At 70.5% G+C, this 14,466-nt stretch carries 15 protein-coding genes; 12 read left to right on the top strand and 3 right to left on the bottom strand.

All coding sequences use genetic code 11. The features are described 5' to 3' along the window. The 11 genes from pafA to VGJ24_RS04485 all read left to right on the top strand — a co-directional run. Nucleotides 1–1,321, top strand: a 1,321-nt coding sequence (gene pafA / locus VGJ24_RS04435; RefSeq protein WP_331499287.1) for a Pup--protein ligase, incomplete at its 5' end; no start/stop codon positions are given. Nucleotides 1,322–1,447: 126 nt separating this feature from the next. Further along, entirely contained in the window at nt 1,448–2,407 is a 960-nt protein-coding gene (locus VGJ24_RS04440; protein ID WP_331499288.1) for an FKBP-type peptidyl-prolyl cis-trans isomerase, read from the top strand. A 34-nt stretch (nt 2,408–2,441) separates the two neighbouring features. Next, nucleotides 2,442–3,407, top strand: coding sequence for a helix-turn-helix transcriptional regulator (locus VGJ24_RS04445; RefSeq protein WP_331499289.1), 966 nt, complete (start codon nt 2,442–2,444; stop codon nt 3,405–3,407). Beyond that, nucleotides 3,404–4,381: a WYL domain-containing protein gene (locus VGJ24_RS04450; protein ID WP_331499290.1), complete on the top strand. Its 978-nt coding sequence runs from the start codon at nt 3,404–3,406 to the stop codon at nt 4,379–4,381. Before VGJ24_RS04445 ends, VGJ24_RS04450 begins: the two co-directional genes overlap by 4 nt. A gap of 42 nt (nt 4,382–4,423) precedes the next feature. Continuing rightward, the gene (gene tatA, locus VGJ24_RS04455; RefSeq protein ID WP_331499291.1) at nt 4,424–4,714 is read left to right on the top strand and encodes a Sec-independent protein translocase subunit TatA; all 291 of its coding nucleotides are present in this window, start codon (nt 4,424–4,426) and stop codon (nt 4,712–4,714) included. Nucleotides 4,715–4,742: 28 nt separating this feature from the next. Next, entirely contained in the window at nt 4,743–5,588 is an 846-nt protein-coding gene (tatC, locus tag VGJ24_RS04460; protein ID WP_331499292.1) for a twin-arginine translocase subunit TatC, read from the top strand. A gap of 18 nt (nt 5,589–5,606) precedes the next feature. Next, the gene (locus VGJ24_RS04465) at nt 5,607–6,023 is read left to right on the top strand and encodes a hypothetical protein (RefSeq protein ID WP_331499293.1); all 417 of its coding nucleotides are present in this window, start codon (nt 5,607–5,609) and stop codon (nt 6,021–6,023) included. Nucleotides 6,024–6,122: 99 nt separating this feature from the next. Next, nucleotides 6,123–6,998, top strand: coding sequence for a diacylglycerol kinase (locus tag VGJ24_RS04470; RefSeq protein ID WP_331499294.1), 876 nt, complete (start codon nt 6,123–6,125; stop codon nt 6,996–6,998). Beyond that, the gene (locus VGJ24_RS04475; RefSeq protein WP_331499295.1) at nt 6,995–9,727 is read left to right on the top strand and encodes a DEAD/DEAH box helicase; all 2,733 of its coding nucleotides are present in this window, start codon (nt 6,995–6,997) and stop codon (nt 9,725–9,727) included. Before VGJ24_RS04470 ends, VGJ24_RS04475 begins: the two co-directional genes overlap by 4 nt. A gap of 259 nt (nt 9,728–9,986) precedes the next feature. After that, a complete protein-coding gene (locus VGJ24_RS04480; RefSeq protein ID WP_331499296.1) occupies nt 9,987–10,535 on the top strand; it encodes a CGNR zinc finger domain-containing protein in 549 nt (182 codons plus the stop codon). An 11-nt stretch (nt 10,536–10,546) separates the two neighbouring features. Continuing rightward, nucleotides 10,547–11,680 (top strand): FAD-dependent oxidoreductase, encoded by a 1,134-nt coding sequence (locus VGJ24_RS04485; protein WP_331499297.1) that lies wholly within the window; start codon nt 10,547–10,549, stop codon nt 11,678–11,680. A 37-nt stretch (nt 11,681–11,717) separates the two neighbouring features. Here VGJ24_RS04485 and VGJ24_RS04490 read toward each other — a convergent pair whose 3' ends face one another. After that, nucleotides 11,718–12,644 carry a 5'-3' exonuclease gene (locus VGJ24_RS04490; RefSeq protein ID WP_331499298.1) on the bottom strand — a complete coding sequence of 309 codons (927 nt, stop codon included), beginning with the start codon at nt 12,642–12,644 and terminating at the stop codon, nt 11,718–11,720. Nucleotides 12,645–12,694: 50 nt separating this feature from the next. Here VGJ24_RS04490 and VGJ24_RS04495 point away from each other — a divergent pair, with 50 nt between their 5' ends. Beyond that, a complete protein-coding gene (locus VGJ24_RS04495; RefSeq protein WP_331499299.1) occupies nt 12,695–13,135 on the top strand; it encodes an Lrp/AsnC family transcriptional regulator in 441 nt (146 codons plus the stop codon). 11 nt (nt 13,136–13,146) lie between these two features. On the opposite strand, the gene VGJ24_RS04500 is transcribed toward VGJ24_RS04495, so the two are convergent. Continuing rightward, nucleotides 13,147–14,031 carry a hypothetical protein gene (locus VGJ24_RS04500; RefSeq protein ID WP_331499300.1) on the bottom strand — a complete coding sequence of 295 codons (885 nt, stop codon included), beginning with the start codon at nt 14,029–14,031 and terminating at the stop codon, nt 13,147–13,149. Between the two features lie 39 nt (nt 14,032–14,070). After that, nucleotides 14,071–14,337: a hypothetical protein gene (locus VGJ24_RS04505; RefSeq protein WP_331499301.1), complete on the bottom strand. Its 267-nt coding sequence runs from the start codon at nt 14,335–14,337 to the stop codon at nt 14,071–14,073. Nucleotides 14,338–14,466: the final 129 nt, after the last annotated feature.

A 14,466-nucleotide genomic window follows, 5' to 3' on the forward strand; every position in this document is an offset into this window, starting at 1 on the left:
CACGTGCACGTTCAAGGGCCAGCGGCGGCTGAGCCCCGACGAGGTGGCCCGGTACCTGTTCCGCAAGGTGGTCAGCTGGGGCCGCAGCTCCAACGTGTTCCTCCGCAACGGCGCGCGCCTCTACCTCGACGTGGGGAGCCACCCCGAGTACGCGACCCCGGAGTGCGACGACGTCGGGGAGCTTGTCACCCACGACAAGGCGGGGGAGCGGGTGCTCGAGGGCCTGCTCAAGGACGCCGAGCAGCGCTTGCACGACGAGGGCATCGCGGGCGAGATCTACCTCTTCAAGAACAACACCGACTCGGCCGGCAACTCCTACGGGTGCCACGAGAACTACCTGGTCAGCCGCTCTGGTGAGTTCAACCGGCTGGCCGACGTGCTCATCCCGTTCCTGGTCACCCGCCAGATCGTGGTCGGTGCCGGCAAGGTCACGCAGACGGCGCGCGGTGCGTCGTACGCCGTGAGCCAGCGCGCGGAGCACATCTGGGAGGGTGTCAGCAGTGCGACCACCCGGTCACGTCCGATCATCAACACCAGGGACGAGCCGCACGCAGACGCCGAGCGCTTCCGCCGCCTCCACGTGATCGTGGGTGACTCCAACATGAGCGAGACGACCACCATGCTCAAGGTCGCCAGCTGCGACCTGGTGCTGCGGATGATCGAGGAGGGCGTGGTGATGCGCGACCTCACGATGGAGAACCCGATCCGCGCGATCCGCGAGATCAGCCACGACGTCACCGGGCAGCGCAAGGTCCGCCTCGCCAACGGCCGGGAGGCGAGCGCGCTCGACATCCAGCACGAGTACCTCTCCAAGGCCCGGAACTTCGTCGACCGCCGCGAGATCTCCTCACCGATCATCGAGCAGGCGCTCGACCTCTGGGAGCGTGGGCTCAAGGCCGTCGAGTCCGACGACCTCGGCCTGGTCGACCGCGAGCTCGACTGGGTCATCAAGTGGAAGCTGATCGACCGCTACCGGGCGAAGCACGGGCTGCCGCTCGGACACCCCCGCGTCGCCCAGCTCGACCTCGCCTACCACGACATCCGCCGCGACCGCGGCCTCTACTACCTGCTCGAGAAGCGCGGCGCCGTGACCCGGGTGACCTCGGACCTGAAGATCTTCCAGGCGAAGTCGGTGCCACCTCAGACCACCCGGGCGCGGTTGCGCGGAGAGTTCATCCGCAAGGCGCAGGAGCGCCGGCGCGACTTCACCGTCGACTGGGTGCATCTGAAGCTGAACGACCAGGCCCAGCGCACGGTGCTGTGCAAGGACCCGTTCCGGGCGTACGACGAGCGCGTACAGCGCCTGATCGACGGCATGTGAGCTCGGGCCAGCCGTCCACGTCCGATGCGGAGTCTCACCGGCGGGCGGCTAGGGTTGCCCGCGGGCCACTCCAGCCACCGGCCCTCCCTGACCCCGAACTGACGATCCTCGTCCAAGGTGAATTCTGTGTTCCGACGTCTCCGACGCCTGATGCTCCTCTTGCTGCCCGTCCTCGTGCTCGCCCTGGCCGGCTGCGGCAGCAGCGGCTCGTCGTCGCCGGCCGCGACGTCCGGCAACCCGCTCGACGCCGTGACCATCACCGGTGACGTGGGCACGAAGCCGCAGGTCGAGTGGAAGGACACGTTCACCGCGACCGACGTCCAGACCACGACGCTGACCAAGGGCGATGGCGACACGATCGCCGAAGGCGACCAGGTGCAGGCACAGATCTGGATCGGGAACGGCTTCAACCAGAAAGAGGCCTACAGCACCTACGACCAGGGTGGCGCCCAGCTCCTGACCCTCAACGAACAGCTGAGCCCGGTCTTCGCCGACGCGATCAAAGGCGCCACGGTCGGATCCCGGGTCGCGGTCACCGCGCCCGCCGACAAGCTGATCCCGGGCGGCAGCGGCAACGCCGACCTCGGCATCGGGAACAAGGACCCGCTACTGGTCGTGATCGACCTGCTCAGCAAGCCGAAGCCGCCGCTGGACGGACCCAAGGGCAAGTCGCAGCCGTCGCCCGCGTGGGCCCCGAAGCTCGTCGCGAAGGGCACCAAGGTGACCTCCCTGGACTTCTCCAAGACCCCGAAGCCCGACGGCAAGCTCAGATCCGCGGTGCTCATCCAGGGCACGGGCGCGACGGTGAAGAAGGGCCAGTCGATCACCGTGAACTACCTGGGCCAGGTGTACAAGGCCAAGCAGCCATTCGACGAGAGCTACACCAAGCAGCCCGCGACCTTCAGCATCGGGACCGGCGGGGTGATCACCGGTTGGGACAAGACGCTGGTCGGCCAGAAGGTCGGGAGCCGCGTGGTGCTCGCCGTCCCGCCCAAGGAGGGCTACGGCAAGCAGGGGCAGCCCGACGCCGGCATCAAGGGCACCGACACGCTGTACTTCGTGGTCGACATCCTCGGGGCCGCCTGAGCAGGATGAGCGGCATGTCGTCCCGGAGCCGAAGGTGAGCACGTCCAAGACCGAGCGTCTGCTCAACCTGCTGATCATGCTGCTGGTCCAGCGGCACTACGTCTCCAAGGAGCGCATCCGCGAGATCCTGTACGCCGACGCGCCGTCGACCGACGCGTTCGAGAAGACCTTCGAACGCGACAAGGAGGAGCTGCGCAGCCTCGGCGTCCCGATCGAGGTGGGCCAGATGGACGCCTACTTCGACGACGAGCCGGGTTACCGGATCCGGGCCGACGAGTTCGCCCTACCCGAGATCAGCCTCGAGTCCGACGAGGCGTCCGTGGTCGCTCTGGCGACTCGGGTCTGGGAGCACGCCCGGCTGGCCGAGGCCACGACGGATGCCGTCGGCAAGCTGACCGCGGCCGGACTCGACCTCGACCTGGAGGCCCTGGAGATCGCCCAGCCACGGCTGAGCGCCGACGAGCCGTCGTTCGACGTGTTCTGGGAGGCGACCCTGACCCGGCGGCCGGTGACCTTCGACTACCGCAGACCCGGGTACGACCAGCCGCTCACCCGACACCTCGAGCCCTGGGGTGTCGTCCGCTTCTCCGGACGCTGGTACGTCGTGGGTCAGGACATCGACCGTGGCGAGGAGCGGGTGTTCCGGCTCTCGCGGGTCGTCGGTGCCGCCACGATGTCCGGACCGGCCGGATCGTTCGTCGTACCGCCGGGCACCGACGTCCGCGCGGCCACCCGCCGGCTCGAGCCGGCCACGCCTACCGAGGAGGTCGTGGTGCTGGTACGGCCGGGTGCCGGGGCGGTCCTGCGTCGCGAGGCGACCAGTGTCGAGCCCGACGTCGCCGGACCCGACGAGGAGACCCCGTGGGACCGGCTGCGCCTCCAGCGGGCCCAGGCCGACGAGCTCCTCGCCTTCGGACCGGACCTCTACGTCGAGGCGCCGGCCTCGGTGCGCGACGAGGTGGTCGCGCGGCTGCGCGCGGCCGTCGGGGCGACGTCGTGAGCGCCACGAGCGCGGGTGCGGCGAAGGACCAGGTCGCGCGGCTGCTGCGGCTCGTGCCCTACCTGCATGCCCGCGACCAGGTGTCGCTCGAGGAGGCGGCCCTGGCCATCGGCGTTCCGGCCGACCAGCTCGAGAAGGACCTCCGGGTGCTGTTCCTGTGCGGGCTCCCGGGCGGCTACCCCGACGACCTGATCGACGTCGACCTCGATGCCCTCGAAGGTGAGGGCGTCATCCGGGTCTCGAACGCCGATTACCTCGCGCGGCCGTTGCGCCTCACGCCGACCGAGGCGAGCGCGATCATCGTGGCGCTCCGCGCGCTGCGGGCCGGCTCCGAGCCCGACACCCGCGAGGTCGTCGACCGGGCATTGGCCAAGCTCGAGGACGCGGCTGCCGGCAGCACCCCTCTGGTCGACCCGGGGGACGACGTACCGACGACCCTGGCGCTGCGGGCGCAGCTGGAGGACGCCGTACGCCGTCGTCGCCAGGTCCGCATCACCTACTACGTGCCCGCGCGCGACGAGGAGTCCGAGCGAGTGGTCGACCCGCATGGCGTCGTGTCCCACCACGGCGTTGCCTACCTCGACGCCTACTGCCACAGCGCCGACGCCCCACGCCTGTTCCGGCTCGACCGGATCCACGAGGCGACCGTGCTCGACTCCGAGGTCACGACCGAGCCGACCGAGCCCCGCGACCTCTCCGACGGTGTGTTCGGGGGTGAGGAGGCCACCCGGGTCACGCTCCACCTACACCCCGAGGCCCGCTGGGTCGAGGAGTACTACGCGATGGAGGAGGTCCGGCCCGGTCCGGACGGCAGCTCGGAGGTCGACCTCCTCGTCGGCGACGAACGCTGGCTCCAGCGCCTCCTGCTCCGCCTCACGCCGTACGCCGCGGTCCTCCAGCCGGCCCACTTCGGCGACGGCGCGGCCGAGGCCATCCGTCGCTCTTTGGCGCTCTACGACCACCCCGCGGGCTAGACTGGCGAAGCAATCGAAGCCTCAACGTCAGGACCACACTTCATGTCTTCCCTGTTGATCGGCGACCTCGGCACGCCAGAGCTGCTCATCATCCTGGCGATCGTCGTCCTGGTGTTCGGCGCGTCCAAGCTCCCCGAGCTCGCCCGCGGCAGCGGCCGGGCACTGCGCATCTTCAAGGCCGAGACCAAGAGCCTGGGCGACGACGACGAAGATGGCGCCACCAAGACGCAGTCGCAGCTGGAGCTCGAGGCCCGTCAGGCCGCTGAGCGCGAGGCCTTCGAGGCCAAGCAGGCCGCCGATCGCGAGGCGAGTCATCGCGACGACTCCGCCTGACCGCGCCTGAGCGAGAGCGGCCGGTCCGGTGTCCATCGTCGGTGTCGTCGACGTCCTGCGCGGAAAGCCGCGCAACCCCGTCGGCCCCGACGGCCGGATGGCCCTGTCGGACCACTTCCGGGAGCTCCGAGCGCGACTGATCCGCTCGGCGCTGATCCTGGTGATCGCGTTCATCGTCGCGATCCTCTTCTACGACCAACTGCTCCAGTTGGTGACGCATCCGTACAACCAGGCGCAGGTGACGCTCAAGGAGAAGGGCGTCGTCTCGACGCTCGTCGTCCAGGACGCCACCGGCGGCATCCTGCTGCAGATGAAGCTGTGCGGCGTGGTCGCGCTGATCGCGTCCAGCCCGTACTGGCTGTACCAGATCTGGGCGTTCATCCTTCCCGGCCTGCACGAGAAGGAGAAGAAGTACTCCCGGCTCTTCGCGTGCGTCGCCGGGCCACTGTTCATCGGCGGCGTCGCCCTCGGCTACTTCGTCCTGCCGAAGGGCCTGGAGGTCCTGATCTCGTTCGTGCCCAAGGGTGCGGTGAGCCTCCTGGACTTCACCAAGTACTTCTCGTTCCTGATGCGGATGCTGCTGGTGTTCGGCATCGCGATGGAGATCCCGCTGTTCGTGGTGCTGCTCAACCTGGCCGGCGTGATCACCGGACGCACCTTGGGCAAGCACCGCCCCTGGATCATCATCGGCACCATGGTCTTCGCGGCGGTGGCGACGCCGTCGACGGACCCGTTCTCGATGCTGATGCTGGCGATCCCGATGGTGATCCTGTTCATGATCTCCGAAGTCATCTGCCGGATCCTCGACCGCGTCCGCGGTCGCGGGACACATCGCACCGATCAATGGGCCGACGATGAAGTCTCGCCCCTATGAAACTGGTGTGATCTCCCTGTGACCCCGCCACACGAGCCGCCGTCGTACGACGAGTCGGACCCGTTCGACCTGCCCGACTGGCTGGGGGAGGCCGAGGTGACCTGGGAGGCCGAGCGCGGACTCGACACCGGTCATCGCGTCGCAGGCGCGCTGACGGCGCAGGGCCGGGAGCCGCTGGCGTGCGACCTGCTGGCGGTCGACGACGCCTACCCGGAGCCGGTCGCGGCGGATGCGGTGCGGGTCCGCACCCACCAGGTGTGGCGGTACGGCGAGGTGCTGGTCGCGGCGGACGGTCCGCGGATGCTCCTGGCCGTGCCCGGCTCCCGGATCGACGCCGAGACCGCCCTCGACGCGATCGGCCGCCTGGCCAGGGCTGTCGGCGCCGGCCCGGGTTCGTACGGCGTTCGGCTCCGGGTGGGGTCCGTCGACGACTAGGGCTAGGGACTGCGGTTTGGTCCCAAACCGCAACTCTTCCCCTCCGAATCGTGCGGTTTGGGACCAAACCGCAGAACTACCGACCGGTAGTCTGCGCGCGTGCCGAGCAGGGAGATCGCCCTCCTGACCAACCCCAGCGCGGGCAAGGGCAAGGGCGCCAACGCCCGGGAGCGGGCGCTCCCGCGTCTGCGCGGCGCCGGCCTGACCGTCCGCGACCTCCAGGGTCGCGACGCGGGCGAGGCTCTGGACCTGGCCCGGCAGTGCGTCGCCGACGGCGTCGACGCCCTGGTCGTGTGCGGTGGGGACGGCATGGTCCATCTCGCGGTCCAGGCGCTCGCGTCGACGGGCACCCCGCTGGGCATCGTCCCGGCCGGCACCGGCAACGACGTCGCGCGCTACTTCGACATCCCCCGCAAGGACGCCGACGCCGCCGTCGACCGGGTGATCGCCGGGGCCACCCGCACCATCGACCTCGCCCGGAGCGGATCACAGTTCTTCGTCACCGTGCTCGCCGCGGGCTTCGACGCCGTCGTGAACGAGCGGGCCAACCGGATGACGTGGCCGAAGGGGCAGATGCGCTACAACATCGCCACGCTCGCCGAGCTCCGGGTCTTCGAGCCGCTGCCGTACACACTGCAGCTGGACGACCGGCGGGTCTCCCTGGAGGCGATGCTGGTCTCGGTCGGGAACGGACCGTCGTTCGGGGGCGGCCTGCGCATCACCGAGGGCGCGGTCCTCGACGACGGTCTCCTCGACGTCGTCATCATCAAGCCGATCTCGAAGCCCGACCTGATCCGGACCTACCCCAAGCTCTTCAAGGGCACCCACATCCACCACCCGCAGTACGAGCACCATCTGGTCCGCTCGGTCACCGTCGCGGCGCCCGGCATCGTGTCGTACGCCGACGGCGAGCGCTTCGGCCCGCTGCCCCTGACCGTCGAGTGCGCACCCGGCGCGCTTACGGTTCTCGCATGACCCCCCACCCGGTCTTCGACGCGTTCCGGAAGCTGTACGAGTTCGGACTCGACGGCTTCCAGGTCGACGCCTGCCACGTGGTGGAGGAGGGGAAGGGGGTCCTCGTGGCGGCCCCCACCGGGTCGGGCAAGACCGTGGTCGGGGAGTTCGCCGTCCATCTGGCGCTCGAGACGAGGCGGAAGTGCTTCTACACGACGCCGATCAAGGCGCTGTCCAACCAGAAGTACCACGACCTCGTCGCCCGCTACGGCGCCGACCGGGTCGGGCTGCTCACCGGCGACACGTCGGTCAACGGGGAGGCGCCGGTCGTAGTGATGACGACCGAGGTGCTGCGGAACATGCTGTACGCCGGCTCGGGCACCCTCACCGGCCTCGGGTACGTCGTGATGGACGAGGTCCACTACCTGGCCGACCGCTCCCGTGGTGCCGTCTGGGAAGAGGTGATCATCCACCTCCCCGAGTCCGTGTCGCTGGTGTCCCTGTCGGCGACCGTCTCCAACGCCGAGGAGTTCGGCGAGTGGCTGGAGACCGTCCGCGGCGACACGGTGACGATCGTCGAGGAACGGCGTCCGGTGCCGCTGTACCAGCACGTCCTGGTCGGCCGCCGCCTGCTCGACCTGTTCGCGACATCGGACGTCGACGCCGCCGCCGGGTTCGTCAAGGAGGATGCGCCGGTCAACCACGAGCTCATGCGAATCGCGCGAGACGACTGGGCCAGCACCCGCATCAAGGACCGGCGTACCCCGAAGGGACGGCCCCAGCGCGGCGGACGTCGTCCCGTGGGCAACGGGCGGCGGGTCTGGATCCCGAGCCGCGTCGACGTCCTCGACCGGCTCGACGGCGCCGCGCTGCTGCCGGCGATCGTGTTCATCTTCAGCCGGGTCGGCTGCGACGCGGCCGTCGAGCAGTGCCTGCGCTCGGGGATCCGGCTGACGACCCCGGAGGAGCGAGACGAGATCTTCGCGTTCGTCGAGGAGGCCTGTGCCGACCTGCCGGACGAGGACCGCGCCGTCCTCGGCTACCAGGACTTCCTCGACGGGCTGACCCGTGGGGTCGCGGCACACCACGCGGGCATGCTGCCCGCGTTCAAGCAGTGTGTGGAGCAGCTGTTCGTGCGCGGGCTCTGCAAGGCCGTCTTCGCGACCGAGACCCTCGCCCTCGGGATCAACATGCCGGCCCGCACCGTGGTCCTCGAGAAGCTCTCCAAGTGGAACGGCGAGACGCACGCCGACATCACGCCGGGGGAGTACACCCAGCTCACCGGCCGCGCCGGACGCCGCGGGCTCGACGTCGAGGGGCACGCCGTCGTGCTGTGGCAGCCGGGCATGAACCCGTCCGAGGTCGCCGGCCTCGCCTCGACCCGTACCTACCCGCTGCGCTCGAGCTTCCGCCCGTCGTACAACATGGCGGTCAACCTCGTGCACCAGGTCGGCCGGTCGCGGGCACGCGAGCTGCTGGAGATGTCGTTCGCCCAGTTCCAGGCGGACAAGGCGGTGGTGGGGCTTGCGAGGCAGCTCGCGAAGAGCGAGGACGCGCTCCAGGGGTACGCCGATGCCGCGACCTGCGAGCTGGGCGACTTCATGGAGTACGCCGCTCTCCGAAAGCGGGTCTCAGAGCTGGAGAAGAACACCGCCCGCGCCCAGCGGGCCGACCAGCGCGAGGAGGTGATCGCGTCGCTGGCGCAGCTGCACCGCGGCGATGTGATCCAGGTGCCTGGCGGCAAGTTCGCCGGGTACGCCGTGGTCCTCGACCGCGGTACCTCCACGGACGGACCGCGGCCGCAGGTGCTGACGGCCGAGCGGCAGGCTCGGCGGCTCAGCGTGGTCGACTTCCCGACGCCGGTGACGGCCCTGAGCCGGCTCCGGATCCCGCGCCAGTTCAACGCGCGCAACCCGCAGATGCGCCGCGACCTGGCCTCGACGCTCCGCAACGCCACCCACGGGCTCGCTCCGCCGCCCCCGCGACGCGAGCGCCGCGACGTACGGCCGAGTCGCGAGGAGCGAGAGATCGAGGACCTGAGGCACCGGCTGCGCGAGCACCCGTGCCACGCCTGTCCCGACCGCGAGGACCACGCGCGATGGGCGGAGCGATGGTTCAGGCTCGACCGCGACGCCAAGACCCTCCAGCGCCGGGTGGAGCAGCGGACGAACACGGTGGCGCGGCAGTTCGACCGTGTGTGCGACGTGCTCGAGACGCTCGGGTACCTGGCCGACGACGACGTCACCGACCTTGGCCGGCCGCTACGACGCATCTACTCTGAGCTCGATCTGGTGGTGGCCGAGGCGCTCCGGCTCGGCGTCTTCGACGGGTTGGCGCCCTCGGGGCTCGCGGCGGCGCTGTCGACCCTGGTCTATGAGGCGCGCAGGCCGGAGGACGTCGTCTCGTCCCGCGTGCCCGGCGGCGCCACGCAGCGGGCCGTCGACGACCTGGAGCGGCTGTGGCGCGAGCTCTCAGGCGTGGAGCTCGAGCACCGGCTCGACTTCCTCCGCCGCCCGGACGCGGGGCTGGCCTGGGCGGCGTACCGCTGGGCGGAGGGCGACGACCTCGCCGAGGTGCTCGACGAGAGCGACCTGACCGCGGGCGACTTCGTGCGCTGGATCAAGCAGCTGATCGACCTGTGTGGGCAGGTCGCCGACGCCGCCGGGGACAGCCGGTTGCGCGAAAACGTCCGTGACGTCGTACGCCGGATCCGCCGGGGGGTGGTTGCCGTGGCCCCGATGGAGGACTGACCCACTGCCGGCTGGTTGCCGGCTCACTGCCAGGGTGCGGTCCGGCTCCAGGCGCGGTCACCCCTGGCGACCCTCTGCCCTCGGCGCGAGTCCCTGGACCGCCGTGTCGCTCGGTCCGGGTCTCCGGTCAACAGCCGCTCCATGACGTAACCCCAGTAGTGCATGACTCCTCCTTGGATCGGGCGCCTGTGCGACACCACTCATCAACGTACGCCGGTGTCGCTTGGGAGGCAACCAGTAAAACGGTTATGCTGGTGTCATGGTGAACGGAGCGGCCGACGTGCCGGCTGCGGTGGCTGTGGTCCGCGACTTCGTGAACACCGACGACCACGAGCTCGGCACCGACGAGCTGGAGAACGCCGAGGGCTTCAGCCGTTGGCTGAAGCAGGCGGGTCTGGTCGAGGGCGCCGATCGGGTGACCTCGAAGGAACTGGACCTCGGGCGCAGGCTGCGAGCGGGCCTGCGCCGTGCCCTCGAGCTCAACCACGACGGTGAGAGCGGCTCGCTCCCGACACTGGGGGAGGCACTGGCCGAGCTGCCGGTGACGCTCACCTGGAACGGCGTCGCCCCCGTTCTGAGCACCGACGCGCAGGGGGCCGTGGGTGGGTTGGCCCGGGTTGCGGTGTCCGCGCACGAGGCGGTGGCCTCGGGAGACTGGTCGCGGCTGAAGATCTGCGCCTTCGACGAGTGCGAGTGGGCCTACTACGACCACTCCAAGAACAGGTCGCGGGCCTATTGCGAGTACGGCTGCGGGAACAAGCTCAAGACCCGGGCCTACCGGGCCCGGCAACGCGCTGCGGGAGCCTAGGACAGCCGCGGATGCCCGACACGGACCTGCTCGTCATCGGCGCCGGTCCCTACGGGTACGCCGCGGCGGCGCACGCCCGGGCGCGCGGCATCCGTACCCGGATCGTCGGACGCCCGATGAGCTTCTGGCGCGAGCAGATGCCCTCGGACATGTACCTGCGCTCCGGTCGCGACTGGACGCTCGACGCCGACGGTGTGCACTCGTTCGCGGCGTACTTCGAGGAACGTGGCCTCGACCCCGACGAGCACGATCCGATCCCGATCTCGGTCTTCCTCGACCACACCGAGTGGTTCCGCGAGCAGAAGCGGCTCGACGTCGAGCAGGCGATGGTCGCGTCGCTGACCGCTCCGGACGGCCGGTTCGAGGCCGCGATGAGCGACGGGAGCACGATCACCGCCGAGCGGGTGCTGGCGGCGCCCGGGATCGCCCACTTCACCCACCTGCCCGAGTGGTACGACGAGGTGCCGGCGGACCGCCGTACCCACACCAGCGAACGCGTCGCCTTCGACGACCTGTCGGGCGCCCGGGTCGCGGTCATCGGTGGCCGCCAGAGCGCGTACGAGTGGGCGGCCCTCCTTTGCGACCACGGCGCCGCGCGGATCGACGTGGTCCATCGGCACGACACCCCGGCGTTCGCGAAGGTCAGCTGGGCGTTCGTGAACGCGTACGTCGATCAGACCGAGGCCGAGCGTGGCTGGTGGCGGTCGCTGTGCGCGGCGCGTCAGCAGGAGATCACGCTCGAGTTCTGGCGGGTCGGCCGCCTCACCTTGGAGCCCTGGCTCACACCGCGACTCGCCCGCGAAGTCGTCACCTCACGCCCTCGCACGGAGGTCGTCTCCGTCGAGGTCGTCGACACACGTGCGGTGCGGCTGGCCCTGTCGGACGGTGACCGGCTCGAGGTCGACCACGTCGTTGCCGCCTGCGGCTACCGCGCCGACCTGGCGGCCGTGCCGTACCTCGCCGGTGTGCTCGACCGGGTCTCCGTCACCGACGGCTTCCCGGACCTGACGCCTGGCTTCGAGACGTCATTGCCCGGCCTGTTTGTGACCGGCTTCGCCGCGACCCGCGACTTCGGGCCGTTCTACGGGTTCACCAAGGGCTGCCCGTCCGCTGCTCGGATCGCGGTGGGGGAGATGTTGCGCTGAGCGGCCCAGCCGAGGGCGGCGGCCAGCCGAGGGGCGCTCAGCCCGCGAGCACGGCGCGCAGGCGTTTCACCGGCGAATCGAGGTTGTAGCGCTCCGCCAGCGCGTCGAGGCGTTCGGGGTCTCGGGGCGCGGAGGGAAGGGTCGCGTCGTACGCCGCCAGCTCGATGTCGCGCGCGACGGCCACCACCGTCGGAGCGACCAGGAGGTACTCGGCGGCGTCCAGGATCCTCCGGCGGGGTCCGGGTGACATGTCCGACTGCGGGTCGCCGGCCGCGTCGACGATGCCGCGGAGGTCGCCGTACTTCAGCAACAGCGAGGACGCCGTCTTCTCGCCGACGCCGGCCACGCCGGGCAGGCCGTCGGACGCGTCGCCGCGCATGGTGGCGAAGTCGGCGTACTGGCTGGGGAGGACGCTGTACTTCTCGACCACGACGTGGTCGGTGATCCGTTCGTGGTTGCCGACGCCGCGCGCGATGTACAGCACGCGTACGTCTTGGGCGTCGTCGACCAGCTGGAAAAGGTCGCGGTCGCCGGTGACGACGTCGACCGGCATCGGCGCCCCGGTGGCGAGGGTGCCGATCACGTCATCGGCCTCGTAGCCGTCGGCGCCGACCACGCAGAGCCCCGCGGCGGCGAGCACCTCGAGAATGATCGGTATCTGCACCTCGAGCGGGTCGGGGACCTCCTCGATGTCCGGCCGAGGACCGGGCATGGCCCGGACGACGCGGTGGGCCTTGTACGACGGGATCAGGTCGACGCGCCACTGGGGTCGCCAGTCGTTGTCCCAGGCGCAGATCAGGTGGCTCGGTCGGTAGTCGCCGACGAGCCGGCTGATGAAGTCGAGGAAGCCGCGCACGGCGTTGACCGGCGTCCCGTCGTCCGCCGTGACCTCGGGGATGCCGAAGAAGGCGCGGAAGTACATCGACGCGGAGTCCAGCACCATCAGTCGCTGTTCGCTCGCCACGGGCGTGAGCCTACGCATCGCTGGCGTGCGGGAACGCTAGGGTCGGCGGCGTGGAGGACACCGACCGCACGATCGTCCGGCTGCTGGCCGCAGATGGCCGGATGTCCTTCACCGATCTCGGCAAGGCGACCGGCCTGTCGACGTCAGCGGTGCACCAGCGGGTCAAGCGGCTGGAGAAGCGCGGCGTGATCACCGCGTACGGCGCATCGGTCAGCCACGAGGAGCTCGGCCTCGCCCTCACCGCGTTCGTCTCGATCACCCCGATCGACCCCAGCCAGCCCGACGACTATCCCGAGCGCATCCGCAACGTCCGGGCCATCGAGTCGTGCTGGTCGGTGGCCGGCGACGAGTCCTACATCCTCAAGGTGCGCGTCCAGACCCCGCACGCGCTGGAGGACCTGCTGGCGCAGATCCGGTCGGAGGCGAACGTGTCGACGCGCACCACGATCGTGCTGAGCACGCCGTACGAGAACCGCACGGTGACCGAGTAGGCACGCCACCGTCAGGTGAGGAACCCGGCGTGCACGTGGTCGTGGTGCGTGTCGTCGCTGAACCACTGCGGGGCCGCCCCGAGCAGGTAGGGCCCGCCGACGTTGTAGGAGCCGGCCGCGGCCGCGGCGTGCATGTAGTCCTCGACCAGGGAGCGTGGCGTCGAGCGCGCCACCACGGGATGGCCGTCGATCGCCCAGGTGTCGAACGCGCGACCCTGGGGATGGTCGCTGAGGCGGTCGGTGCCGAACACGTGGATCGGGTGGCCCGACCTGACCACGCTGACGTGGATCCGGTACGTCGTACTCATCGCGAGCATGGCGTGGAGCACCGAGTCGTGGACCAGGCCCGCGCGGACGTCGGCCGCCCCTGCCGGTGGGAGCACGATCCGGCCGCTGGCGAGCGCGTGGCGGGCGGCGCTCGTCAGTCGAGCGGCCGGCGCGCCGGGGGTGGACGGATAGGTGGCGGTGATCCGCCAGCGGGTGCCGGCACGCGTCAGTCGGACGTCGAAGGTGTGGCCGCCGGAGACGAGCTCCGAGCCGTGTCGTCGCCACGACCTGGTGACCACCAGGACGCTCGCGCTGTCGGTGAGCAGCCCGCCGTACTGCGCGTCGATCACCTGGAGGGCGGCGTCGGGTCGGTTGCCGTCCGCCTCGATCCGGCGCACGGCGGTGACCTTGGCGAGCGGAGACAGCTCGTTCGGGTCCGGGCGCCAGCGGTGCACGGCGGGCAGCCGCGGTGCGGCCTCGGCGGTGGGGGAGGGCGTGCCGGTGCTCGGAGCCTTCGACGGGGGAGTCGTGGTTGCGGACGCAGGCCGGTGGCTGCCACCACCGCCACAGCCGGCCACCAGTAGGCCGGCGCCGAGCGCGACGGCTGACCTCCTCCGGACCGGACCCACGTCACCAGTGTGGCCGGAAGGCCAAGCCTGCCCGCGGTCTCAGTCGGCTCGCTGCTCGCAGTCGCGGAGCAGGTGTGCCGCACGCTCCAGGCCGGCGCCCAGCTCCATGGTGGAGGTCATCGGCACCGAGCGTGGGTCGACCGGCGAGGCCGAGATCCGGGCGGGTGCCACGGTGACCACGCCGTCGATGCGGAGCAGGCGCACACCGAGGAGCCGGGCCAGCAGGTGCGTCTCGACCAGTACGCCGCTCGAGAGCCGGCCGTCCCCGTCAGGCGCGAGTGCGGTCCCGCTTGTCGATCTCTGCAACCCAGGTCGCGAGGCTCCCCGACGCGCCGTAGCTCTCCAGCCGTTGCGCCGCCCGGCTCGCGAGCTTCCGAATCTCCTCATACCGTTCCTTTCCGGCCCGAGCCCCCAGGACGTAGCCGACCGCCAGAG

Origin of the sequence: Nocardioides sp., assembly GCF_036493135.1 — a bacterium.
Taxonomy (GTDB): domain Bacteria; phylum Actinomycetota; class Actinomycetes; order Propionibacteriales; family Nocardioidaceae; genus Nocardioides.

What these genes read in the sequence shown, in the direction of transcription:
- tatA (WP_331499291.1), top strand. Translation starts at nt 4,424, where the DNA reads ATGTCTTCCCTGTTGATCGGCGACCTCGGCACGCCAGAGCTGCTCATC.
- VGJ24_RS04475 (WP_331499295.1), top strand. Translation starts at nt 6,995, where the DNA reads ATGACCCCCCACCCGGTCTTCGACGCGTTCCGGAAGCTGTACGAGTTC.
- VGJ24_RS04480 (WP_331499296.1), top strand. Translation starts at nt 9,987, where the DNA reads ATGGTGAACGGAGCGGCCGACGTGCCGGCTGCGGTGGCTGTGGTCCGC.
- VGJ24_RS04485 (WP_331499297.1), top strand. Translation starts at nt 10,547, where the DNA reads ATGCCCGACACGGACCTGCTCGTCATCGGCGCCGGTCCCTACGGGTAC.